This is a genomic window from Pedobacter sp. Leaf216 (genome assembly GCF_001421515.1).
In the GTDB taxonomy this organism is placed as follows: domain Bacteria; phylum Bacteroidota; class Bacteroidia; order Sphingobacteriales; family Sphingobacteriaceae; genus Pedobacter.
On record NZ_LMKM01000006.1, the window covers coordinates 92,570 to 117,215 of the forward strand.

The 24,646-nt window shown below is 42.3% G+C and carries 25 protein-coding genes; 12 read left to right on the plus strand and 13 right to left on the minus strand.

The window, feature by feature from the left end:
* Window positions 1-88 precede the first annotated feature (88 nt).
* The 10 genes from ASE74_RS04865 (at window position 89) to ASE74_RS04910 (ending at window position 10,567) form a co-directional block, all read left to right on the plus strand.
* On the plus strand, window positions 89-628 hold the full coding sequence (locus tag ASE74_RS04865) for a VOC family protein (protein ID WP_200912263.1): 540 nt from the start codon (window positions 89-91) through the stop codon (window positions 626-628).
* A 24-nt stretch (window positions 629-652) separates the two neighbouring features.
* A complete protein-coding gene (locus ASE74_RS04870; RefSeq protein WP_235526006.1) occupies window positions 653-1,171 on the plus strand; it encodes a nuclear transport factor 2 family protein in 519 nt (172 codons plus the stop codon).
* 188 nt (window positions 1,172-1,359) lie between these two features.
* Window positions 1,360-2,058, plus strand: coding sequence for an SDR family oxidoreductase (locus ASE74_RS04875; RefSeq protein ID WP_055905016.1), 699 nt, complete (start codon window positions 1,360-1,362; stop codon window positions 2,056-2,058).
* A gap of 11 nt (window positions 2,059-2,069) precedes the next feature.
* Entirely contained in the window at window positions 2,070-2,996 is a 927-nt protein-coding gene (locus tag ASE74_RS04880; RefSeq protein ID WP_055905019.1) for an AraC family transcriptional regulator, read from the plus strand.
* A gap of 215 nt (window positions 2,997-3,211) precedes the next feature.
* The gene (locus tag ASE74_RS04885; protein WP_055905022.1) at window positions 3,212-3,604 is read left to right on the plus strand and encodes a heme-binding protein; all 393 of its coding nucleotides are present in this window, start codon (window positions 3,212-3,214) and stop codon (window positions 3,602-3,604) included.
* A 47-nt stretch (window positions 3,605-3,651) separates the two neighbouring features.
* Window positions 3,652-4,464, plus strand: coding sequence for an SDR family oxidoreductase (locus ASE74_RS04890; RefSeq protein ID WP_055905025.1), 813 nt, complete (start codon window positions 3,652-3,654; stop codon window positions 4,462-4,464).
* Window positions 4,465-4,568: 104 nt separating this feature from the next.
* Window positions 4,569-5,570 carry a bestrophin family protein gene (locus ASE74_RS04895; RefSeq protein WP_055905028.1) on the plus strand — a complete coding sequence of 334 codons (1,002 nt, stop codon included), beginning with the start codon at window positions 4,569-4,571 and terminating at the stop codon, window positions 5,568-5,570.
* Between the two features lie 80 nt (window positions 5,571-5,650).
* Complete coding sequence (locus tag ASE74_RS04900; RefSeq protein ID WP_055905031.1) at window positions 5,651-6,487, plus strand: oxidoreductase; 837 nt, start codon at window positions 5,651-5,653, stop codon at window positions 6,485-6,487.
* 250 nt (window positions 6,488-6,737) lie between these two features.
* Window positions 6,738-9,917, plus strand: coding sequence for a two-component regulator propeller domain-containing protein (locus tag ASE74_RS04905; RefSeq protein WP_235526007.1), 3,180 nt, complete (start codon window positions 6,738-6,740; stop codon window positions 9,915-9,917).
* 47 nt (window positions 9,918-9,964) lie between these two features.
* The gene (locus ASE74_RS04910) at window positions 9,965-10,567 is read left to right on the plus strand and encodes a response regulator transcription factor (RefSeq protein WP_055905034.1); all 603 of its coding nucleotides are present in this window, start codon (window positions 9,965-9,967) and stop codon (window positions 10,565-10,567) included.
* 174 nt (window positions 10,568-10,741) lie between these two features.
* Here the strand turns inward: ASE74_RS04910 and ASE74_RS04915 are convergent, their stop codons facing one another.
* The 7 genes from ASE74_RS04915 to ASE74_RS04945 form a co-directional block, all read right to left on the minus strand.
* The gene (locus tag ASE74_RS04915) at window positions 10,742-11,506 is read right to left on the minus strand and encodes a DUF5602 domain-containing protein (RefSeq protein ID WP_055905037.1); all 765 of its coding nucleotides are present in this window, start codon (window positions 11,504-11,506) and stop codon (window positions 10,742-10,744) included.
* A gap of 26 nt (window positions 11,507-11,532) precedes the next feature.
* Window positions 11,533-12,318, minus strand: a complete 786-nt coding sequence (locus ASE74_RS04920) for a hypothetical protein (RefSeq protein ID WP_055905039.1) — start codon at window positions 12,316-12,318, stop codon at window positions 11,533-11,535.
* A gap of 482 nt (window positions 12,319-12,800) precedes the next feature.
* Window positions 12,801-13,688, minus strand: a complete 888-nt coding sequence (locus ASE74_RS04925; RefSeq protein ID WP_200912264.1) for an alpha/beta hydrolase — start codon at window positions 13,686-13,688, stop codon at window positions 12,801-12,803.
* Between the two features lie 221 nt (window positions 13,689-13,909).
* Window positions 13,910-14,131, minus strand: coding sequence for a hypothetical protein (locus tag ASE74_RS04930; protein WP_055905043.1), 222 nt, complete (start codon window positions 14,129-14,131; stop codon window positions 13,910-13,912).
* Window positions 14,132-14,242: 111 nt separating this feature from the next.
* A complete protein-coding gene (locus tag ASE74_RS04935) occupies window positions 14,243-15,607 on the minus strand; it encodes an aldehyde dehydrogenase (protein ID WP_055905155.1) in 1,365 nt (454 codons plus the stop codon).
* Between the two features lie 232 nt (window positions 15,608-15,839).
* Window positions 15,840-16,754 carry an oxidoreductase gene (locus ASE74_RS04940; RefSeq protein ID WP_055905046.1) on the minus strand — a complete coding sequence of 305 codons (915 nt, stop codon included), beginning with the start codon at window positions 16,752-16,754 and terminating at the stop codon, window positions 15,840-15,842.
* Window positions 16,755-16,955: 201 nt separating this feature from the next.
* Complete coding sequence (locus tag ASE74_RS04945) at window positions 16,956-18,542, minus strand: GMC family oxidoreductase (RefSeq protein ID WP_082458653.1); 1,587 nt, start codon at window positions 18,540-18,542, stop codon at window positions 16,956-16,958.
* A gap of 277 nt (window positions 18,543-18,819) precedes the next feature.
* On the opposite strand from ASE74_RS04945, the gene ASE74_RS04950 reads away from it, so the two are divergent.
* The gene (locus tag ASE74_RS04950; RefSeq protein ID WP_055905052.1) at window positions 18,820-19,023 is read left to right on the plus strand and encodes a hypothetical protein; all 204 of its coding nucleotides are present in this window, start codon (window positions 18,820-18,822) and stop codon (window positions 19,021-19,023) included.
* A gap of 340 nt (window positions 19,024-19,363) precedes the next feature.
* On the opposite strand, the gene ASE74_RS04955 is transcribed toward ASE74_RS04950, so the two are convergent.
* The 4 genes from ASE74_RS04955 to ASE74_RS04970 form a co-directional block, all read right to left on the minus strand.
* Window positions 19,364-20,011, minus strand: coding sequence for a response regulator transcription factor (locus ASE74_RS04955; RefSeq protein ID WP_055905054.1), 648 nt, complete (start codon window positions 20,009-20,011; stop codon window positions 19,364-19,366).
* 64 nt (window positions 20,012-20,075) lie between these two features.
* The gene (locus tag ASE74_RS04960) at window positions 20,076-20,795 is read right to left on the minus strand and encodes a nitroreductase family protein (RefSeq protein ID WP_055905057.1); all 720 of its coding nucleotides are present in this window, start codon (window positions 20,793-20,795) and stop codon (window positions 20,076-20,078) included.
* Between the two features lie 43 nt (window positions 20,796-20,838).
* Window positions 20,839-22,083 (minus strand): MFS transporter, encoded by a 1,245-nt coding sequence (locus ASE74_RS04965; protein ID WP_055905060.1) that lies wholly within the window; start codon window positions 22,081-22,083, stop codon window positions 20,839-20,841.
* A 233-nt stretch (window positions 22,084-22,316) separates the two neighbouring features.
* On the minus strand, window positions 22,317-22,784 hold the full coding sequence (locus tag ASE74_RS04970) for a peroxiredoxin (RefSeq protein WP_200912265.1): 468 nt from the start codon (window positions 22,782-22,784) through the stop codon (window positions 22,317-22,319).
* A gap of 303 nt (window positions 22,785-23,087) precedes the next feature.
* Here ASE74_RS04970 and ASE74_RS04975 point away from each other — a divergent pair, with 303 nt between their 5' ends.
* Entirely contained in the window at window positions 23,088-23,393 is a 306-nt protein-coding gene (locus ASE74_RS04975; protein WP_055905063.1) for a YdhR family protein, read from the plus strand.
* Window positions 23,394-23,474: 81 nt separating this feature from the next.
* On the opposite strand, the gene ASE74_RS04980 is transcribed toward ASE74_RS04975, so the two are convergent.
* Window positions 23,475-24,107, minus strand: coding sequence for a hypothetical protein (locus tag ASE74_RS04980; RefSeq protein WP_055905066.1), 633 nt, complete (start codon window positions 24,105-24,107; stop codon window positions 23,475-23,477).
* Entirely contained in the window at window positions 24,104-24,577 is a 474-nt protein-coding gene (locus ASE74_RS04985) for a (2Fe-2S)-binding protein (RefSeq protein ID WP_055905162.1), read from the minus strand. Before ASE74_RS04985 ends, ASE74_RS04980 begins: the two co-directional genes overlap by 4 nt.
* Window positions 24,578-24,646 lie beyond the last annotated feature (69 nt).

Sequence of the window (24,646 nt, forward strand, 5' to 3'; positions counted from 1 at the left end):
GAGTTTAAGAAATTTGTACTAACAATAATAAAAAGCCACATCATGGCGGTTAGCAAAATAAATTATTAAACTTTTAAAACTTAAGATTATGAAAACGAACATCAAATTATTCCTTATTGCCTATGCACTAATTTTAATGTCCGCAATGAGCCTGTTTGCACAGGATTCAAAAACAGGATTTGTAATGCCTGCCTTAAAACCACAAAGCCCGCTGGCAGGTATGCATGGGAACCATGTCGGTATACGGGTGCCGGAATACGAGGCGGCAGTGAAGTGGTACACTGAAAAGCTGGATTTCCGTATTATTCACGAGTGGCCATATGCGGATGAGAAATTGGCTTATCTGGCGCCGGCAAACAACAATGACTTCTGGATAGAGATCCTTGCGGAAGGAAAACTTAAAAACAAAGTTAAATATGATGACTTAGGTAAAAGCCTGGAAGATGGAGGATATCACCATCTTTGCCTGCATGTTAATGATCTGGACCAAACGTTGAAGGAACTTAAAAAACGTGGCGTAAGCATTGTTGGTGAACCATTCTACCTGGAAGCGATCACCAGAAAACTTGCTTTCTTCCAAGACCCTTGGGGAAATATGATCGAGCTTGCCGAAGTGGTAAAGAAATAACCGTCACAATTTAAATTAAAAACTATGGAAACCCAAAGCGAAAAAAAGTTGAATTATATCTACAGGATATTTTTGATCAGCATCATTTTAGGTGTTTTATTTAATATAAGCAACGTTATGGCACAAACTAGTATAGAAACGACACAAGCGAATAAAGAAGCCATCCGGTCAGGATTTGCGGGATGGACGGCAGGTACCGGTAATTTCTTTGATCTCCTTCATGATGATATGGTATGGACGATTACGGGCAGCACGCCTTATTCTAAAACCTACAAAAACAAAAAACAATTTATCGATGAGGTCATCGATCCGTTAAACCGTAGGTTTTCAAAAAAAATAGTCCCTACTGTGCATGCGATTTATGGGGATGGCGATGTGGTTATTGCTTACTGGGACGGGGTCGCTACCGCAAAAGATGGCAAAGGATATAAAAGCGCCTATGCCTGGTTCATGCAGATGAAGGAAGGCAAGATTATTCACGTTACAGCGTTTCTGGATGGAATTGAATTCGGAGACATTATGAAAAGGTTGCCCGGACATTAGTAATCATTAATTAACAGGCATGTTAAGAGAGTGAAGTACAAATGTACTTCACTCTTTTTTTTTGGATTTGATATTGCAAAAATCATGGATTTCCTTCAAATCCATGATTTTTGCAATACATACAATGGAATGTGTAATTCCTCTGCCTGCATTTATCCACACCTTTGAATTAACAAATTCATATTGGTATGCAGACATTAATTCACAAAACAGCGCTGGTTATAAACGCCGGCGATCCGGTCGGTAAAGTGGTTGCTGAACGGCTGGGTGCGCTGGGCGCACAAGTTCTTCTTCACCATGAGGCTACGGGCTGCGAAATCAGCCAAACATTGAGTACGATTAGAGCTATGGGCAGCCGGGCAGTGGAGATAAAACACGATCTAAAATCATTGGTAAAGATTAGGGATTTTTTCGGTACCCTTACCATTGCACATCCGGTAATTGATATTCTGATCATTAACGGGGCAATTAGTGATGAAGCAGATCCGAAAGATTCAGATCGCAAAAATCTTCTTGAGCTTTTCAGCAATGCGGCCGCATTGATTAACGAGCGTGGACACATCATCTACCTAAGTCCAATAATCCGGCAAATACTGCAAGCCGGAACCCCAAGCGAATTTTCACAGGATCTTCGAGATGCGATTCTGACGCACTCCAGATCTATAGGGGAAAAAGAGGCGGTATTCAATACCATTATACCTTACGGGTTAAATCAGGATATCTTTCAACTCGACCAGCAAACCGGTTCTGAGCACATACACTTTTCAGTTCAAAAAACCTTACTTAAAAGATATACCGAACTGGATGATCTGGCAAACCTGACTGAATTCCTGTCCAGTGATTTAAGTGCAGTAATAAGCGGACAGTATTTTTTTACAAACATATAAAACCTAAGACCATGGAAACCAAAATAACCAAATTGCTGAATTTTAATAAAGTGCATGACTTTTATACAGAACTGGGATTATCACCTGAGCAGTTAAGAGCAGACAGCGAATTCAGCATCTATAATCTCAAATCCTTTCCATTACACTCCTTGAAAAGGTCACCGATATATAGAGCAAACTTTTTTTCTTTTGTGTTCGCAAAGCAGGCCCTGGGAAAATGCTATTGCGACGGGAATTCATTTGATGTTGTTCCGGGAACTGTATATTTCAACAATCCGGGATATATCAGACAATTCAGCCTGGATTATGTAGAAAGCCTGCACTATCTGACCTTGAGTGAGGGATTCTTAAAAGAGAATGTTCATCCCGAAGTTTTCGATGAATTTCCTTTTCTACTTTGTGAATCCTTAAATCCAAAGGTTTTAAGTCAGGCCCAGTTCAGTGAGCTTGAACATTTATACCTGCAGATACAAAGTGCCTATGCGTCCAGCTCTCCATATAAAAACAAACTGATCGGACACCTGATGGTTGCGGTTCTTTTAAAGATAAAAGAATTCTGGTGGCAGGGACCTGCCACCGAGATGCAGTTGACCAGGGCATCCGAAATTACAAATAAGTTCAAGATCATGCTTGAAAAACATTACCGTGAATTGAGTAAAGGCATGCATGAGCGGGCAAACCGGGTTCAGGATTATGCTGATGAGCTATGTCTGCACCCCAATTATTTAAATAACATTGTGAAAAGCCAGACCGGCAAATCAGTTGGTTGCTGGATTGCGGAGAAAACGATTAGCGAGGCGAAATCGTTGCTAAGAAATTCCACTATTCCCTTGAAAGAAATTTCCTACAGACTGGGTTTTATGGAACCTCAGAACTTTAGCACTTATTTCAAAAAGCATACACAAAGTACCCCGCTTATATACCGCCAAAGCATGTAGTGCTGATGCTGCTTAACATTCAAATGCGTTTCTTAAAAGAGACGCATTTTTTATTTAGGAATTGATGCCTTGACTGGCCATAAATATGATTCTAATGCCGATAAAGCCATCAAATCTTTGAAATTAATAACATAACCTTTGAAATTGGTACAGATCAGGGCACCATTTCTTGTGACCTTTGGTATATCAAAACGAAAACAAAAAACTTAAATAAAATGGAAATCAATCACACACAAACTTTCAAAGCCCTGACTCAGGCTATTGACAAGGCAAATGAAATCGGCGTGAATGCCAACATTACAATACTGGATACAGCAGGACATCAAAAATTATTTTTCAGAATGGATGATGCATTTCTGGGCTCGATCGATATCTCGGCGGGCAAAGCTAAAACGGCTATGTTATTCAGAATGAATTCTGAGCAGGTTGGCCAATTTTTAGCTCCTGAGATGGGCACTTATGGAATGCTTCAAACCAGTGGCGGGCTTGTAGGATTTAAGGGTGGTATGCCGGTAAAAGCCGAAGGGAATATTGTCGCATACATTGGCGTATCAGGAGGAAGTCCGGATCAGGATTTCGAGATTGCAACTGCAGGCAGCATCATTTAACAAATCAAAAAATCATAAATCACATATAAACTTAAATTTTTAAAATCATGTCAAACACAAAAACAATTTTGATTACCGGAGCAGGCTCTGGTTTCGGAGAAGGCGTAGCCATAGGATTAGCTAAATTGGGCCACAAAGTAATCGCAGGCGTGCAAATTTCACCACAAGTAACCCCATTACGCGAAAAAGCAATTGACCTGGGTTTACAGGATAATTTAAGGGTTGAGAAACTGGATATCCTTGATGAATACGATGTTGCTTATGCATTAACTTGGGACATCGACGTATTGTTCAGCAATGCAGGTATTGGTGAAGCGGGTCCGGTATTCGAAATTCCTTTGGGCCTGGTTCGCAGGAACTTTGAAACCAACGTATTCGCACCATTAAACCTTGCACAAAAATTTATCAATCAGTTCATCGTTGGCAAGAAAAAAGGTAAAGTTGTATTCACCTCTTCAATGGGCGGATTGTTCACACCTGCGGGATTCGGTATATATGTTTCCACAAAACATGCGCTTGAGTCTATCGCTGAGGCTTTACAACAGGAAGTGAAACAGTTCGGCATTCAGATTCAAACCGTGAATCCGGGTCCATACTTAACCGGTTATAATGAGACTATGGCTGAAACACCATTCCGCTGGTTAAATGATGAAGTTAACTATACCAAAAAAGCAGAACTTAAAGCTGTCTTTGATGCAATGCTTGGTGTGCCTGAAGGAAGACTGGATCCAAACGAAATGATAGATGCGATGATTGAAATTGTACCGTCTGAAACCGGAAAATTCAGAAATGTCGTACCTAAAGCAATCGAGGACATGCTTAAGGAAAATCAAAAAAATGCATGGGAAGCAACGATATAGGTTGTTAAGTAGTAATGGAGGCACCTATCAGGTGTCTCTTTGCTTTTACCCATAAATTACAACAATCCACCTAATTGACGATTAAGATCTAAAAGCATTGAATTATGAATACCGGAAAATATTACAGTCTTTCTCATTTCATTCCATGGTCAAGAAGGTTTATTTACTTCATGATTATTGTCAGCACGATTCCATGCCTGCTTTACTATTTTCTGGACTTTAAGTGGCTTGCAATTCCCTGGGTACCTGTGGCCCTGGTCGGTACGGCGGCATCTTTCATTGCTGGGTTTCGTAACACCCAAACCTATAACCGGGCCTGGGAGGCGAGACAGATCTGGGGCGGCATTGTAAACTCCAGCCGCAGCTGGGGTGTAATGGTTACGAGTTTTATTAAATCAAGTGGTGAACAGGAGCAGGAAATCCACAAAAAATTAATCTATAGGCATCTGGGATGGCTGACTGCATTGAGGTTTCAGTTGCGGGAATCCAGAAGCTGGGAGAATGTTAAAACCAAAAACAGCTACGTTGAGTATTCCAAATATTTCACCGTACCGGAATGGGAGAGCGAGATAACAAAAGAGCTTAAAGCCTTTTTAGACCCCTCGGAGCTGGATTTCATCCTGACAAAAAGCAACAGGGCAACGCAGCTTATAAAGAAACAATCTGAGCAGCTTCGGGCGTTAAATCAGGCGGGCAATCTCTCGGGATATGAATACGTAGAACTGGAACGGTTGCTGAAGGATTTGTACGATCTGCAGGGAAGAAGTGAACGGATTAAGAACTTTCCTTACCCGAGACAGTTCGTGAGCATCAGCTTTTATTTCATATACCTGCTGGCGCTTATGCTACCGCTTGGATTCTTAAGTGAGTTCTCCAAACTGGGAACGGAGTATATATGGTTGACCATTCCGGCAAGCGTTATTGTTGGATGGATGTTTCTGGTGCTGGAATCTGTAGGTGAGAGTACGGAGAATCCATTTGAAGGAAATGCGAATGACACCCCCATTACCAGTATTTCAAGAACGATTGAAATTGATTTAAGAGAAATGATTGGTGAGCAGAACATACCTCGGCCACTTACTCCGGTGAATGATATTCTGATGTAGAATTACAATTCGTTCATCAACAGCATTAAAGGATTTCCGGAGTTTTTTGGAGGGTATTTTAGATAATAAAAAGAGAAATTATGAAAAAGCAAAAAATATGGCTGATAACCGGTGCATCAAGAGGTTTTGGCCTGGATATCACTAAAAAGGTATTGGAGTCTGGGGACAAGGTGATCGCAACTGTGCGAAAAGACGCGAAGGGTCTGGAAGAACATAAGGATAATAAGGACTTGTATATTGTCGAAATGGACGTTACAGATGAGGCCAAGGTTAAAAAAGCCGTTCGTAGAGGCATTACTCATTTTTGGGGGATCGACGTGGTGGTGAATAATGCCGGGTACGGGTTGCTTGCAGCCATTGAGGAAGGAACGGATGCGGAGGTGAAAAGAAATTATGAAGTAAATGTCTTCGGAACTCTAAACGTTATCAGGGCGGTATTGCCTTTCATGCGTAAACAGGGTTCCGGTCATATTATTAATATTTCCTCCCTTGGCGGTCTTGGTGCAAGTATCGGATGGGGATTATATGGTTCGACTAAATTTGCGATTGAAGGGATCACTGAAAGTCTTGCGCTGGAGCTGGCGCCTCTGGGCATAAAAGCAACAGTCGTGGCTCCAGGTTTTTTCAGAACTAATTTCCTTGATGAGTCCTCCTTAACCAGATCTGAACAGGTAATAGAAGATTATGCAGACACCGTTGGCAAGATGCGTGGATTTGCGACCAAAGCAAATTATAACCAGCCTGGTGATCCTGCTAAGCTTGCAGATGCCTTTATCAAACTTGCCTCGTCTGAAAACCCGCCAGTCCACCTTCCTTTGGGGAAAGATGCCATTAAGCGCTTCAGGGATAAGGTGGCCGCTTTTGAAAAAAATATTGAAGAGTGGCTTGAAGTTATCGCCGGAACGGACCTTCAGTAAAAGGGAGTAAACCCGAGGTCATTTCTGTCTGTTGTTTTCCACAGAAATTGTTGCACTGGATGCCTACCATTCGAATCATTCCCATTACTGAAAAGATGATGGTAATTTTCGACATTATTGCTTAAGCCCTGGGAGATTAAACGAAATATTGCATTCGCAATCCCCAAATTAGGTGTGCACTTCGGGTCGGGCAATTCCTTTTCCGGCGGAGTCAAATCGCTAATTTTATAAATTATTATCAACCACCAATTTGACTGTTAAGAAAATAGGGAATTACCTGCGCAAAGACGCGTTCCGAATGCCCTCCAGTTGGGCACGAACCGCCACCTTCCAGGGGGGTGGATATTGGAGCAATGATTTAAATTTTGCTATGAGATACATCTGGCTGTTGCTTATACTGATTAACTCTTCTGCAGCGGCGACTGTTCCACTGGATATTTTTTTCAAAAAAATCAATGTGGATCAGGGCCTTTCCCATAAAAAAGTAAACTGTATAATTGAAGACAAGCGGGGATTTATATGGTTTGGGACCGAAGATGGCCTTAACCGTTACGATGGTCGGTCGATCACCTACTTCAGGCATGTCCATAACGATAAGACGACAATTTCAGGAAATATCATAAAGGATCTTTATGAAGATTCCGATGGGGTAATCTGGATTGCCACACAGGATGGCGGGATGAGCAGGTATGATTACCGTTTACCTGCCCGGAAGCAGTTTAAACAATTTAGTTACGATATCCATAACCCGCGGGGTATTCCGGAAAATGGCATCAATAAGATAGTCGAGGACAGATACAATTACCTTTGGCTTGGAACGAACAGCTCCTTTGCTGTGCGGTACAACAAACGATCCGGGTTATTTGATACTCCGGTAAAGAAGGGGACCAAATGTGTGCTCGCCTTAACTATGGGAACTAGCGATACATTACTGGTTGGCCGCGCCGGCGGAGGTTTGCTCAAGATAAATACAAGGGATTTATCCTATAAGTCCGACGACAGGTATGAGGATCTATATGCCCCGCTCCCCCATGCCAGTATTACCGCGATGTTCAGAGATAAAAAGGATGGCATCTGGCTTGGGTCATGGGATAAGGCAGTCTACAGACTTGCGGGAAATGGTTTGCGGGAAAGCGTATATGGCGCGGCGTTCAAGAGTGCCAATATTGCAATGGATGAATACCAATCGTTTGCCGAAGACGTGGACGGAAAAATATGGATGGCGGGACGGAGAACCGGACTCATCTTATTTGATCCCGCTAGTAAACGCCTGGTAAGCTTAAGGCATGAAAAGCAGAATGCGGGAAGCTTGAGTGATGACCATGTGAATACGGTTTTCAAAGACCGTCATGGAATTATTTGGATAGGGACAGATAACGGCGTGAATATGCATAATCCGTTATTCTCCCCTTTTGAACAGCATGTACTGAAAAAAAATGATTCGGACGTCACCATCTATGACTTTTACAAAACCGCGAAGGGAGATCTGTTAATAGGTACCAGCAACGGACTTTATATAAAGGAGAAACACAGCGGACTGATTCGCCATAAAAAGTTAACTTATCTGGGACAGCCTTTATCTGTAACCTATTTTTTCATGGATATGGATAAACAATTCTATATCGGCACCGACTTCACACTCTTCAGATATAACCTTTATACAGGCACATTAAGCACTTTAGCAAATACGTCTCAAGATCCGGTTATGAAAAAGCTGATCAACTCGCGTATCGTTTCGGTGATCAGGGATACAATTGATCATCACCCGGTCCTGATCGTATCACCCTATGGACATTACTTGACTTATTATGATCTGGTTGAAAAGAAATGGACCTCAAGAGCGGATTCAGTAAAGAAAATTATCAAGAGATACGATATTAAAGACAATATGATACGGAAAATCTATAAAGGAAAGCAACAGCATGTGTGGTTAGCAAACTTCAAGGCCGGGCTTGGCGAATGGAGCGAAAAAACAGGGAATGTAAAATACCACATCAATGACCTAAATAATCGCTATTCGTTGAGCAGCAACAATGTGTTTGATATGATTGAGGATTTAAGTAATAATTTGTGGGTAAGCACTTACGGTGGGGGCATCAGTTATTTCAACGGCAAGCAGCAGCGATTCTATCATATAAACGAATCCAGCAATCTTTCCGAAGGTCTGCAGGTGGATGCTCAGAATAAACTTTGGATGCTTTGTAATGGTCACGTGCATAAATATGACCCTGAAATAAACGTTTACAGCTGTTATGACATGCCGAGACTCCAAAAAACCGGAGGGCTTTCCGGTTATATGTATAGGGACGACGATGGAATTATTTATGCTTCAGGGGTAAATTACTTTATCACATTCAACCCATCACAAGTGGCCAGGATTGACCATAACCCGAATATTTACTTTACAGATTTCAAGATTTTTAATACCTCTCACAATGAGTTACTTAAAGCGAAAACAATTCAGCTCCACCACACTCAGGATCAGATAACTATTGAATATGCTGCTCCTGAATATAGCGGGGATAACTTGCAATATGCCTATAAACTTGAAGGGTATGATCAGGGTTGGATTAATGCCGGTAAGCGAAATTTCGCGGAATATGCAAATTTGAAAGCTGGTATTTACCGCTTTGAGGTTAAGGCGACCAACTGGCGTGGCACTTACGCCCGAAAGGTATCGGTAATCAACATCATTATAAGCCCTCCATTTTGGTTAACAGGATGGTTTTGTACAACTGTATGTTTATTAATGGCAGGCATTATTTATTTCATTTACCGCTATAGGATGAATATCCTTCTTCAACAGCAGGCGATCCGGAATGGTATTGCCCAGGATCTCCATGATCAGATTGGTTCCACGCTAAGCTCAATCTCAGTTTACAGTGAAGTAGCAAGACGATATGCAGCGGGGAATCAGCAGAGTCAGATGAACGAGGTTCTGGATACGATCGGGATAACGGCTAATGAGATGATTCTTGAAATGAGTGATATTGTATGGGCCATTAATCCAAAAAACGATAACCTGTCCAGCCTACTGCAACGGATCACGAGTTACGCAGAACCGCTATGCAGGGCTAAGGGGATCAATTTTGTTTTCGAATACGATGAAGCATTCTCTATCACCAATATCGGTATGCAACAAAGAAAAAATCTTTTTCTAATTTTAAAAGAGGCTATCAATAATGCAATCAAACATTCCGGTTGTAGAAATTTAACTGTGCATCTCTCTCAGCATGGAAGTTTTGCAGAACTGAAAATTGCAGATGATGGAAAGGGGTTCAAAATGGAAATGCCAGGAGAAGGAAATCAGATAATCGGCAACGGAATGTTAAATATCAGAAACCGGGCAGATCAGCTCGATGCCACAATAAATTACCAAAGCAATCCAGGAATGGGTACAACAATTAAAATTGTATTTAAAAATAAGTAGAAGACCATTAAATTAACCTTTCCGCTTAGTAGGGTCGAGTTTAAACCATGAGCATACGCATAGCCATTTTCGATGACAACAAAAATATCAGGAACAGTATCATCCTGTTACTCAAAATCGAGGCCGACTTCGAGATTGTCGGATCATTTTCCGATGCGGTCAACTGCGTGGAGAAGGTGTTGTCCTGTCAGCCTGATATTGTTTTGATTGATATTGAGATGCCGCAGGTTAACGGTATTGAGGCGGTGAAAAAAATTAAAAAAGAGTTTCCGGAAATAGACATCATCATTCAGACCGTTTTTGAGGACGAAGACAAAATTTTCGCGTCATTGAAAGCTGGCGCCACATGTTATGTTTTAAAAAACATGCTCTCAAATGTCGGAGAGGCCATCAGGGAAACCTATTTAGGGGGCGCAACGATGATGTCCTGGGTTGCCCGTGAAATTCTCAATATATACCACCGCCCTCTCCAGGTCAAAGAACATCCTTCGAGTGATAAACACCTGGGCGATCGAGACCGCGAAGTTCTGGGTCAACTTCTTATTGGTCTAAGTGTTACAACCATCGCCGAAAAGTTGAAAACGAGTCCTGAGCTATTGAAAAGCCATGTCAAGGAAATTTATCATAAACTTCACCTGGTCAGTCGATAAGTTTACAGGAAGAAAGGATTTAACCAATATGGCCGTTAAACTTGGAGCCATACATTCACCTTCCGCTACAGGTAATTTTTCTCAAATATAAACGAGTGAACGATCTTTAAGAATTAAGAGCAGCACCGTTTCACCAATTGGGAGGGACAGCGCTGCTCAAATACTTTTTATTCTCTACTGGCGCAGCACTAGGTTAGTGAGGGCGATGGTATACTCCCGACGTTCTTTTTCCCACAAAATGGAATAGGTTTGTGGATATAAGCCCGTTTCTGAAATTGTGCCCAGCTTTGCTACCGGTAAATCTACGTTAAGCTTTTGCTTCAGGTAATCAATGGCGATCATGGGCTCCATGAAGATAAATTTTCCATTGTAAGATCCATAGATAAAGGTCGAAGTGAAGTCTTTTCCATGGTATTCATGTGATGTTGTATCAAACCAGTGTTTCCCCATTTTAGCCTGATTCGGACCAGGTATATAATTCTTAGGTATAGAGGCAGCCGGAGGTAAGATATCAATTTTTGGGTCCTCCAAGGTTATTTCATTTCTTTCGCGTTCGGTGATCATGTAGTAATGTATATCGAAATGAGGAACATCGTAAACATGCTCTGGGCCATGTCCTAAAACCGAATAATCAAATGAAATGTGCTTGATTAGGCTTTGATTATCTGCGGGCATCGGAAGTGAAAACTCTGCATTTTGAGCAGGCAACCCATCAAGCGCATCTTCGGTGAATGTAAAACCGACTTGTTTAACGCTACCATCTCTATTTTTGGATATGTATGTGCGCGCTTTACCATTACCGACAGCTACAAACTCACCGTAACTTATCGCCGGAACTTGCTCGTTAGTACCTTCGTTTTTACTACACGATGCGATAATGAATAAAACAGAACCAATAGAAAGCAATCTAAATGTTTTTAAAAAATTAGTCTTGAACATGTTTACTTGATTTAAGAGATAAAAAATTATTTTATGGCGACAGGTTCATTATAAATAAAATCGTCCATGACAACGATGTCATTTGATGCGCCATCGCGGACGCCAGAGGCCAGAACTGAATTCCCTGAAATGATCCGCACTCGGGTAATTCTCAGCTTGTGTGTATGCAAACCAATGAAGGAGAACTTTTTGTCTGCAGCCTGGGCTTTGACTACACCGATAAGCTTAGACCCGTCATAGATTGCGACAACAGTAGCGTCTGTATTGTCAACGTCGGAGAAGATAAGGCCAAAGGAAGTCACGTAAGCGGGAGTATTGGTTCCTGGTACCATAAAGCGTATTTCGCTTGTGGTGGTTCCTTTCGGGCTAAATAACTTGTTTTTGCTAAATTGGGCAAATTGCCTTCTGAAGGCTGTGTCGATTTCCGCAAAACTTTTGTCGCTGACTAATAATGCCGCATCATTGGGTGCAAAAACCAATCCGCGTTTTCGGGCATCTGGGGCTGATGGGTCGATACTATTGAAGAAGTTTGTCGGGAATAAACGCGGACTGATAAAATCGTCGGAAACTCCGTCCCAGTTAATTTCTCTGCGACCATTCACTGCCCCCACTGGGACGGTATTCAATGTAGGTCCGGCATGGCTACGAAATTGATTGAGCTTGGAAATAATTGCGCTGCTATCCCCTGCCGCAGCGGTAACTTCAATATCCCGGTTTTCGAAAGTGGGTTGCTGATCTCCATTTTTGTCACAGCTGCTTAGTGTCCATGCAAGTAGGGCAAGGCCTATCGATTGCTTTAATAAATTTTTCATATTGATTAATGTAATTTCTTAGGCCAAAATTGCTTTGGATCTGGTACAACTACAATCACCTAAAATGGGCAGAATCTCACCAATATCTATATTCCCACTAACCAGATCGTTAATGAATACAAAACAGACCTATTTCTCACACGATCAATAGAGGCATTGAATGGTGTTAGGAATTAACCTTTTCATTTATACCAGCATGAGCTGACAACAACTGAATCCAATCCCAATTTATTAAAATACGTATGTTTCTATGAAAATAAATCACTTAAGAACACCTCGCTTCTTAAAACCAGAATAATCACAGGATAGGACCACTATTTTAAAGCCATCATTATACATATTTTTCCTTCGATCATGTTAAAGCATTGATCAAGGTTAACTGCTCAACGCGCTGGCATTTCGGGAGAGAGTTCATTGGGCCACGCTGAGCATTTGAGCCGATCATTTCAGGGGCAGTATATCATCTGGTAACACGGGAACGGCTACCAGAATTTCGATTGGTTGGTCTCAATCCAGTTTTGGATGTATTTAGCTTCCTCTTGCCAGCCTTCCTGCCCCAACACAAAATGGTTGTGTAGAGGCATCTCTTTATAATCTACAATGTATTCTTTGGACTTATATTTTTTATAGTTTTTGTAATTCAACCTCGCTGGTATAATATGATCTTGGCTGCCCGAGAGGATGAGTAGCGGTGCATGAGGCTTTTTATAATCAATTTTCGCATCCTTTGTTAACGCACCCCTGGCAACCCTTTTTGATTCAGGAATTACAAATTTGTTATAGGAGTCCTGCTGCTCAGAGACAGACATTCCATTTGTAAAGGTGTAACTCCAATGCTTCAGGGACATCATATAATTGTTGTTCCTTTTTGTAAGGTAGCCCAGGGGTCTGAACACCGACTTTAAAAACGAATACTTCAAAGTTATTATGCCTCTTGGTGGTAGTGAATGAATAACTACACCGCCTTTAGCTACGTTCTTGGAGAGCAGGTTCTGAACAATCAGCCCACCCAGAGAGTGTCCGATAAGGATTGGTTTTTCTTCTAAGCCTCGAATGATCTTTTCATAATGATTAATCACCTGGCCAAGGGAAGCCTCGGATAAGGGCTTGTTGGGGTCTAGACGAAGCTGTTCCACAGTCGAATTTTTGTAAAGACTCGGGGGCACGATAACCTGATACCCTAATTCTTCAAAATAAGTTTTCCAATTATCCCACACAGTGTGGTGAACAAACGCTCCGGTTACAAATACTATTGTTTTTGAGTGTTTAGTAACAGTCTGCCCGGTTACTTGAGCGATAGCACTCATTAGCGGATTACCCAGGATAACCATAAGGGAAAGGAAAACCAGTTTTTTTAATTTAAAATTCATTTTTTTATTCTTTAATATTGATTCACGAAAACACGTTCGAAACCTGTATAGGAAGATTCCGTTCTAATTCTGCTTTGAAGGAAAACCTCTAGTAAAGTTCTGCAAACCAGCCGCTCTGGGATAAGCAATAACAAAGGTGTCCTTATGAATTACAAAGCTTGAATCCCCCTCAATAAGCTCCCTCATGATAATTGGTTAGGTCAGGATCCAATGCTTAAATTTTAGCCAAAAAGTATCCAGAAGGAAAAGATATTCAAATGATCGACGCCCGGCACTAAATTTTCTTCAAGCATTTGAAGCATTTGAGCTGCGGAAAGTTCATCAGTTTTCCCAACAATTGAGCATTGGTGGTGACCGGGCGGATGTATGTGATAATTTTGCCTGTCATCATTTTCAGCCGGCTGCGAGACGAATAATGTGCCGTCTATTTTTTTTGTTTTCATAACAGATTTGTGGCAACTTGTAATGCGTTATAACCGATCACAGGAAATACATTATTTGATACCATGAATGATTCTAACTCATGCGGAAACGGTGCTCATGCGCCATACCCTTCAGGAAAAGCGGAGAATGTTTTTTAACAGGCTTTCTTTCCAGCGTTTATAGGGGTAATATTTCAATGTCGGTTCAAACCAGGTTGGCTTTTGAAGTATGCTTTTATAGTGACTGAAGCAACGAAAGCCCGCTTCACCGTGGTAAGCGCCCATTCCGCTTTGTCCTACACCTCCAAAGGGCAGATTTTCATTTGCAAACTGGAGTATCACTTCATTGACCGCACCGCCGCCGAAGGATACTTCAGTTAATACTTTTTTTCTCAGCGAATTGCTTTCTGTAAAAAGATACAATGCAAGTGGTTTTGGACGGGATTTTACAAAACTGATTACCTCCTCGATATTGTTGTAAGTAAGAATGGGAAAGATGGGGCCGAATATTTCATCTTCCATTACTTTATCACTGTGCGTGACACCTGTCAATACAGTAGGCTCCATAAACCTTGAAGGCATATCATACCTACCACCCTTAAATAGTTTTTGTTCGTCAATAAGTCTGATCAGGCGCTCCAAATGGCTGGTGGTTATGATTTGTGCATAGTTATCCTTTTCCAGTGCAAATTGGGCATGGTCAATCTCCTTTGAAAGTCGTGCTAAAAACTGATCTTCTATGCTTTTGTGAACATATACATAATCAGGAGCGATACAGGTTTGACCGGCATTCAGAAATTTGCCCCACACCAACCTCTTAACAATGATGTTGAGATTAGCATCTGGTGCTACGATTGCAGGGCTTTTCCCGCCAAGTTCAAGGGTTACCGGAGTTAAGTGGCGGGCAGCTGCCTGATAAACGATCTTTCCAACAGCAACACTTCCGGTAAAAAAAATTTTATCATAGTGCTGCGCAAGCAGATCGGTTGTCTCTTGGACACCGCCCTGAACAACGGCAAAAAAAGAGGGATCAAAATTAGACCGGATCATCTTCGCAATCACGGCACTGGTATGATTGGTAATTTCACTGGGCTTGAGTATTACTGTATTTCCAGCGGCAATGGCAGCAAGAACCGGAGCAAGGCTTAAGCTAACGGGATAATTCCACGCGCCGATGATCAGGCAAACCCCGAGCGGTTCAGGTATGAGGTAGCTTTTTGCAGGCAAATTTAACAGGTTTGTCTTCGCTCGTTCTGACTTCGACCATTTTGGCACATTCTTAATGTAACTATCAAGTTCCAGGTATAATCCTGAAAACTCGGTAAGAAAGGTATTGAACTGTCCTTTCATAAAATCTTTATGTACGGCATTAAGAAGTTCAGGTTCATGATCCTTGAGAACACGCTTGAGCTTCTTCAACTGTGCTACCCTGAATGTCGGGGACTTGGTAATATTGGAATCGAAAAGGCTTTTTTGCAGATCTAAGATCTCTTTCATGTTTGAAAAAAAATAAGTTTGACCAAGGCACTTGGTGAGGTGATTTAAATTTTGAAAAGTTTGGCTTTGCATAAAAGACAATCTATGGCCTTGCGGCCTTTAAAAACCTTGGAATATTCCCCTAAGCCTTTCCCTAACCAACGCCTGGGGATACCACCTTAGCAGATTGTTGGTGAGAAACTAAAAGACTCTTTGCCACTAAAGTTGTTGCTCAAATGCGCAAAATATTTAATTAAATTTGAAGCAGCACAGGAAGGTATAATTCACTGGCCGTTTGAGCTGACTTCCACAACTTTCTGGCTAGTGTCTCATCCGTTGCAACATCTTCTATGGAAGCCGGAGCTGGATAGCCCCTCAACCCTCCGTCTGCGTCAGGCCCATAAAATCCACCTCCAACTACATCCGGTGACACTGATGCGTATAAAATCGATAATGCACCTTGATCAACCTCCATGGATGGCCCCAATTGCGCTGCAAAACCATTTAACTCTTCGGCGCTCATATGTCGTGAGAGGTCACTTTTGGTGACTCCGGGATGAGCGGCAACGGATAGGACTCGGTCGCCTTGAGTCGAAATTCTGCGTTGTAATTCTAATGAGAATAACAGATCTGCAAGTTTGCTTTGACAATACTCCCGGAAGGGGTCATATGATTTTTCGGATTTAAGATTATCGAAATCGATGCCACCGTAAGTATAGGCTAGGCTCGTCACCGTTACAATGCGGGACTTCTCATGCTGAGCGAGCAGGGGGTAAAGGTGAGCGGTCAGCGCAAAGTGTCCTAAAAAATTTACTCCATACTGAGATTCGTAACCTTCGGCCGTATAGGAAAGGGGCGGATTCATTATGCCGGCATTATTGATGAGCAGGTGAAGAGGTATAGCTTTTTCCTTAATACCCTCAGCAAAGCGGGATACGGATGATAGGCTTGACAAATCAAGCTGTGCGGCTTCGAGCTTCCCAGATTTAGGTTGTTTTTCAATTTCGGCAATAGCGGACTGGGCTTTGGTAATATCTCGGCATGCTAGAATTACATGTGCACCTTTTTCATATAGAGCTTTAGCAGTTTCAAAACCAATACCACTGTTTGCGCCTGTAATGATCACGGTTTTACCGGATTGATCTGTTATATCTTTTGTTGACCACATATTTCTATTTTTTTTATAATCAGGATTAACTTAATTTATGGTGCAATATTAAGCAGATTGATTACGACAGCATATCACCTAAATCGGTGATATGCTTGGTGTTGAGACAGTTGGTGAATCCAGGAGCCTGACCTGCGTATTTGCTGTTCCCTGTAAATACAACTCATGTGAAACTAGATGTGGTTAGTGATGATCACCTAATTATTGCGCTTGCGCAGCTATGAGTTTGGCAGCATATTCAGCAATCATGAGTGTGGGTGCATTGGTATTGGCTGCTGGAATAACCGGCATTATGGAAGCATCTACAATGCGCAAGCCACGGATTCCGTGAACTTGTAGCTTTGGGTTCACTACTGCGTCTTTATCTGTACCCATGCTGCAGGTCCCGACCGGATGGGCATAGCTGCCTGCTGCGTCCTTTATAAATTCTGCGATTTCCTTTTTGTTTTTCACTTTAACATGTATTTTTTTAATCAGCTCAGCCATTTCAGGCTGTGAGGCGAGCTCAAGTGCAATCTCAACAGAATTCACGAGTGCCTCAAAGTCCGCTTTCTCACCCAAAAGGTTTGCATCAATATGCAGTGGAGCATCCGCGTTGGAAGACTTCAGTTTCAGTATCCCTCGGCTTTTAACCTGTATCAGGGCAGGTGCAATACTAAAGCAGTTAAGGGGGAAGGTAGTTTTTGCAGCAATGGCCTGTGATACAAACGGGACTTGCCCGCTTAATAGCATGAGGTCGGGGCGGCTAAGTTTCAGATTACTTTTCCAATAGGCCACAGCGCCCGAAAGATTGTTATTCACCGCTCCTAACGGAACCTTGGCTTCAAAAACCAACCCTTGCAAAAGCACATGATCATGCAGGTTCTTTCCTACGCCGTTTAGATCGAGTTTTGGGCTTATGCCAAGTGCCTTAAGCTCTTGCCAGGGACCGATACCAGAAAGCATTAGCAACTTTGGTGATTCAATAGCCCCGGCGGACAGAACCACTTCTGTCCCTGCCTTGACTATTATTCTGTTTTTGAACCAGTTAAATTCTACGCCGGTGCAGCGGTCGCCTGTAATTTCTATTTTATTTACCTTGGCATTAGTAAGCACCGTAAGCCTTTCGTTGTTTAGGACTGGCTCGAGATAACCATTAAAAGGACTGCATCGTTTACCTTCGCTGATATTTGCCACCATCTGCCCCACCCCTTCAGGTGATCGACCGTTAGTATCTTTCAGAAACGGCATACCGAAAGATTGGGCGGCATTAATCAATCTCTCCGACACGATATGTGAAGGGTTGGTCCGCTCAATCCTTACTGGTCCGCCTGCACCATGGAAGTCACTCTCACCATCTTCCCAGTCCTCAATTTTTTTGAAGAAAGGCAGCACTGATTGAAAGTCCCATCCTTGGTTTCCCATATTTGCCCATCCGTTATAATCATCCTGATGACCTCGGGCCCATACCATTCCATTGATGCTCCCCGAGCCGCCAAGCACCTTACCACGCGGCAGGTTTAATAGATTATTTCCGGTATTCTTTGAAGACTCGTATCGCAGATCGTAGTCCACTATTGAGCCGATATTTTGTGGCCAGAGCCTTGCATCGGTTATCGAGCTAATGTTCACCCCATCAGAGGCGCTTTCGAGCAGAAGGATAGTCGCATCTGTAGTATCCAGCAGGCGTCTGGTTAAGGCACAGCCTGCGGAGCCGCCACCAATAATAATGTAGTCGTACTTTCCTTGGAGTTTCTTATTGCCCGGAGTTGTAGGGGCACTTTGCTTTAAATCTTGCGCTTTATTCATAGGTTTCATTTTTACAAAACCAAAAGTAGCAGCACTGCAGGCTCCGAAAAATCACCTTTAAAGGTGAGGCCATCCCCTATCGGAGGTGCAGTCTAGTCTTCAATCCAAGACTCATCAGCATCTATAAATCGGAAAAAGCAACATGCTGGATCCCTTTTAATAGCGGTGTAATCCAACATTTTACACTAGAAAATTCCGCTAGGTTGGAGTAAATCCAAGCGTTTCTCAGGACATTGGCTTGGTCTATCATATTGGGTAATACTAGAAAATAAATAGTATGAACAAAAACCATTGGCTTTTCGGGGCACATTTAAGTATCCATGCAGATGAGCAAAAGACTGCCGGAACATATGACATGGTTGAGGGAACTATGCAAAGAGGGATGGAAACTCCCATGCATGAACACACCAAATATTCAGAACATGTCTATACGCTGGAAGGTGAGATCACCATTTACACCTCTATGGAAATTGTGGTATGAAACCTGGTGTCGATTATTTCACTGCGGTAAATACGCCTCACGCGATAGCTCCAATGGGCGAAGGTAATAACAGATTGCTAGTTGTAGCAATATCCTAGTGGATTTGCTAAACTTATACCGAATGTTGGAACGCCTGATGACGGGCATAAGCCTAACTCTATCTGAAAATGCGAAACAGGCGATGCAGCGGTTTATGATTGCTAGCACTAAAATTGGGCGATGAGATATTGGGCGCTGGGAACAGAGGGAAGCCAAAGCTAAATCAAGTATGCCCCCATGCAAAAATTGCTGGGGGCTTGATCATCACCTAATAATGGTCCATTGAGGATTGGTGGCTATGTTAAACGATATTCTGATGAATTGCTTTGGCTACAACTTCGGTAAGGGATGCGACATGCAGTTTTTCATAAATTTTTTTGATATGGCTTCTTACTGTTTCATAGCTTATATTTAATTCATAACCAATCATTTTATGGCTCAATCCGTTTACAATTGCAGAGAGCACTTCTTTTTCTCTTGCAGTAAGATTGTATTCTTCGTTTGTCACCGAGCGCTTGTTACGATAATCATATTGTAGTCTTGTAAGCACTTTCCGGGCGATTGAGGGACTCATTGGTGCCCCGCCGGCCCGCAGGTCTTTGATGGAATCTATCAGCGAACTATTTAAGCGGTTTTTTAGAATATATCCGGATGCTCCAACGGAAATTGCATCAAAGATGCGCTCATCATCCTCAAAAACTGTTTGAATAAGCACCTGAACAAGGGGAAACTCCATTGTCAGGACTCTAATTGCCTCGATCCCATTCAAACCGGGCATCTCGATATCCATTAATACAATATCAGGCCTTGAAATGCGAACCTGCTCCACGCAATCCATCGCATTTTCAAAACTTCCAACAATTTCGAATATGGGATCCGTTGATAGCAGCCTGATAATGCTGTCGCGAATATTCTTGTTATCATCAAATATGGCTAGTCTAATGCTCATGTTATCTGTTTTATATACCTTACACTTTCTTTACTCTGTCTGCTCCTTGGCATTTAGCCTTAAATTATTGAACAGCATCCAACTCAGGCTGATCATAGAAAGCAGAAACTTCACCGAGCGTTTTCCTTTTCAGATCAGGAACGAAACAGTCCATTGCCGGATAACCTATCGGGAGTAACAAAAACGGTTTTTCGTTTTCCGGTCTTTGAAGTACTTTGGATAAAAAATTCATTGGACTTGGTGTGTGTGGCAAAGTCGCAAGTCCGGCATTGTGAATGGCTGCCATCAGAAATCCACAGGCCAAGCCAACTGATTCGTTGACATAATAATTATTTATCTTTTCGTTATCCTTTCCGATATCATAGGATTTCTTGAATGCTATAATAAGCCAGGGCGCGGTCTCCAGAAAAGGTTTATGCCAGTCAGTACCAAATGGTTTTAATGCTTCCAGCCATTTTTCCGGCATCCGGCTTTGATAGTTTTCAAACTCCTCCTTTTCTGCAGCCTGCCTGATTTGTTTTTTAACCACCGGGTCTGATACGGCACAAAAAACCCAGGGCTGCTTATGAGCGCCTGATGGCGCTGTTGAGGCTGCAAGAATCAGCTGTTCGATTACCGTTTTGGGAACCCATTGGTCTGAAAAATCCCGAATTGTACGTCGCTGATCTATCCAGCTCAGAAATTCCTGACTTTTTGTTAGCATCTCTTTATGATCGACGAAAGGCTTAGAATAGGACACATATGGGAATCCATCGATAATTTTTGTTTCTACTTTGTTTTCCATTTCAAGAAAGTTTATATGTATGTTTTTTTAAGGTATGATTGCGCTATTTCTCAATATAATCGATATCTGCGGCGAATGTTTCGGTTGTTCTGCTCAATGCCCAAAAGGCGATGACGAGGGTGATTAGGCCTACGATAGCTCCTGCGAGAATCAGTGATCCGCCCAGCAAACCTTTCAGGTATTGAAATAGAAAAGAAAGTGGTATAACAGCGCCCCTTACGAAGTTTGGAACAGTCGTGGTAACGGTTGCGCGGATATTTGTCCCGAACTGTTCGGCGGCAATGGTCAGAAAAAGTACCCAGTATCCTGCGGCAAAGCCAAAAAACGTGCATACCGCATAAAAACCCAACAGACTAAGATCCTGTAATGTGAGGTATAGGAATATCGCAATTGCGGTTAAGGACAGAAATACAAATACTGCTTTTACACGGCTTTTAAGATACTGGCTTAGCATTCCGCTTACCACATCACCGACTACGGTTCCCCCATAGCAACAAGCTATGGCCAGGCCTGCATTTACAGTCCCATGAACGCCTAGCGATTTTCCAAATTCAGGCGATAAGGTGATCAGTATTCCAACACCAAACCATAATGGAAGACCAAGCAGGATACATTTCAGGTATTTTAAAAATCGCCTACGCTCACTGAACAGCGAGATAAACTTACCCAGGTGTTGCCCGGTTGACTTTGCCTGGTTGAACATTCCGGATTCAGCAACCCTAACCCTTAATATCAATAGGCAAAGTCCCAGAATTCCCCCTGTTATGAACGCTGTACGCCAGTCAAATACCTGCGCCATAAAGTGTGCGGCTACCGCTCCGCTGATTCCGACTCCGGCGATAACGGTGGTTGCGTATCCACGCTTTTCTTTTGGCATGAGCTCTACCACCAATGTTACCCCCGCGCCCAATTCACCAGCCAAACCAAAGCCGGCAATGAAGCGGAAAAAGGCATATTGTTCAACAGAGGTTACAAAGCCGTTTGCAATATTGGCCAGGGAATAAATCAGAATCGAAGACATCAGAACCGTCAGTCGCCCTTTCTTATCTCCCAGAATGCCCCAAAAAACTCCGCCTATCATCAGTCCGGCCATCTGAATGTTGAGCAGAAAAATACCTGATGTTGTTGCATGCTCACCGGTTAATCCTAGAGACTTAAGGCTTGGCAGGCGAACAATACTAAAAAGAAGGAGATCATAAATATCAACAAAATAGCCTAGCGAAGCCAGTACGATGGCCGCGATGGGAAAGGTATGTTGAGGTCTATTTGATAACTTGGCTGTGTTCATTTAAGTGATTGTTAGGTAGTAAATACTAATGGTTACGTTTGGTGCGAAATTAACATTGCTGGTATTACAGGGGAATCACCTATATGGGGGATGTATGATTTCAGTGATAAATTTCAGATTAAAAACCCGCTTAAAGTTGGCAAATCCAAAGAATCGATTATGAATTTCAATGATTTGAGCACTATGAGTTTGACCTTTAGAAGCACGCCTTTGAGGAAGAAGTATGAAGATGACTAATTAACACTATTTATAGTGACAGACTGAAGAAATGCAAGCATTTTTTCGGCATGGCCCGTACTGTCAAAGAATGCCCGGTATTTATAGCGGACGATGCCCTCTTCATCAATAAGAAAGGTTTCCCGACCACTAAAAATATGTGAATTTTTAACTCCAAAACTTTTTAACACCATATTACCAATGTCGCTGAGCAGAATAAAAGGCAACTTGTTATCAGCTGCGAAATGAGCATGGCTACTAATTTCGCCAAAATTTATCCCCACCACAATCACACCTGATTGCGTAAATTCTGGAAAGCTGTCGCGAAAAGCACAGGCTTGCCTGGTGCAGAATACACTGTCATCCTTTGGATAAAAAAAAATTACTATTTTCTTTCCACAATAGTCTCTACTCCTGAATATCTTTCCATATTGATCGCGCAAAGTAAAATCTTCTATAGGGTCTCCTATACTTAATGTGGTCATGCTGTTTATTTTTTCAAAATTACCAGACAAATCAGCAGGAAATATTAACCAGAGTTAATATCGTACAGGGAAATTTTCTATTGCAGATGCATTTTTTTGGTTAGCGTACGGCAACACATTTCCGCCTGACTTACGCATACAGCATGCATAAAACTGAGCTCATGAATGATTTTCACGATTTTGATTCTCGAGAATTCACCCAAATCGGGGATGCTGTCCTCCCTATTTGAGGGATTTTAGAGGTGGGGTTAAATTTGGACTTTTGCCATGTGGTTCAATAGTGAACCGGTTTAATTTTTAGTCATGCACGCACAAATTTTCACCTACGTGATTGACCTTCCAAACCAGGAAGATTACGTCGCACAATTTACCGATCCTTTTGCAGCCCCGGTTGCAGCAGCTAAAGGCCTATATTCAAAAGTATGGATGGCTGATTTTGATCAAAAGTTTGCAAGTTTCTATGTTTGGGAAACCAAAGCGGATATGGAAGCATTTATGGCTTCTGAGATTATTGAGCAGGTTGGACAATTGCCATTTTTAAAAAGCCTGATAATAACAGATTACCCCGTTGTGGAAGATGCTTCCAGGATTACCAAAGGTATCCGCTAAGCAGCAACTAACCTGCAATTGGAATTAATTGCAGGTTAGTATTCTCCTGGTACCTGGTGCGAAAAACTACCCCAACATGTATTATAATTTTTTAGGTGCGTAGCCACCCTTGTTTAACCACTCTATCCAGGCTCTTTTAAACTCCGAATGGCTTAAGGGCGGTTTTGTTCTTCCTTCTCCCGGGTTCCATGCCGATAATACCAACCCATCATCGGCATGTTCAATTAATTGCTGAAGGTTTTTATGGCCGTTTTGTTTCTTATCGACAATCTGCCTGGCAAGCTGGTCTGGGGAACGGCCCTGAAATATCATCTTCATGTTTGCAGGTGGCAAATGCCAGTTAGGATTTCCGGGGGGTGTATGAAGGCCTGGAGAATTACCGGGCTGGTGACAATTTGCGCATTTCATCGCATAGAGCCCTTTACCTTCAGATCCGCGTTTTGGCGACATGGTATGCAGATGGCTGTCATCACCTTGAAGGGGAATATCCCCTGCGGGATGACAATTCATGCAACGCGGACTCATTAATACGCGATAAACCTTCTTAAATGCGGTTACAGAAGCAAGGCTATCTTTTATAATTTTTGTTGGGATCTTAGAAATAGATGGCGTCTTTGCTACATTTAAGCCCAAAGCCATAAAGGTGATGGCTAAGGAGATCACGAACAGGATTAACGTTTTTTCATAACCCGTTTTTTGATTTTCGTACTTCATTTTTCATTGCCCTTCCCACCATTTAATTTTGCTGCAAGGTGTATAGCCTTCCTGATCCTTGGATAAGTACCGCACCTGCATATGTTTCCCGCCATGGCATCATCAATGTCGCGATCAGTCGGATTGGGGTTTTCACGGAGCAGTACCGCGGCGGACATAATCTGTCCCGAGTGACAATAGCCACATTGAGGAACATTTTCCTCATTCCATGCCAATTGCAGGGGGTGACTGTTATCCATGGAAAGACCTTCGATAGTTGTAATATTCTGGTGGTTCGCCCGATCACATTTGGTGACACATGATCTTATTGCCTCACCGTTCAGATGAACCACGCATGCACCGCATTGCGCAACGCCGCAACCGAACTTTGTGCCGGTCAAACCTATAACTTCTCTCAGGGCCCATAGCAGGGGCATTTCCGGATCAACATCAAGCTGATACGTTTTTTGGTTTACGGTCAGTGAAATCATGGTCATTGGTTTTAGTTTCGATATATACTTGCAGATTCGGAGTGATAACTTTTCAGGTGAATGGTTTTA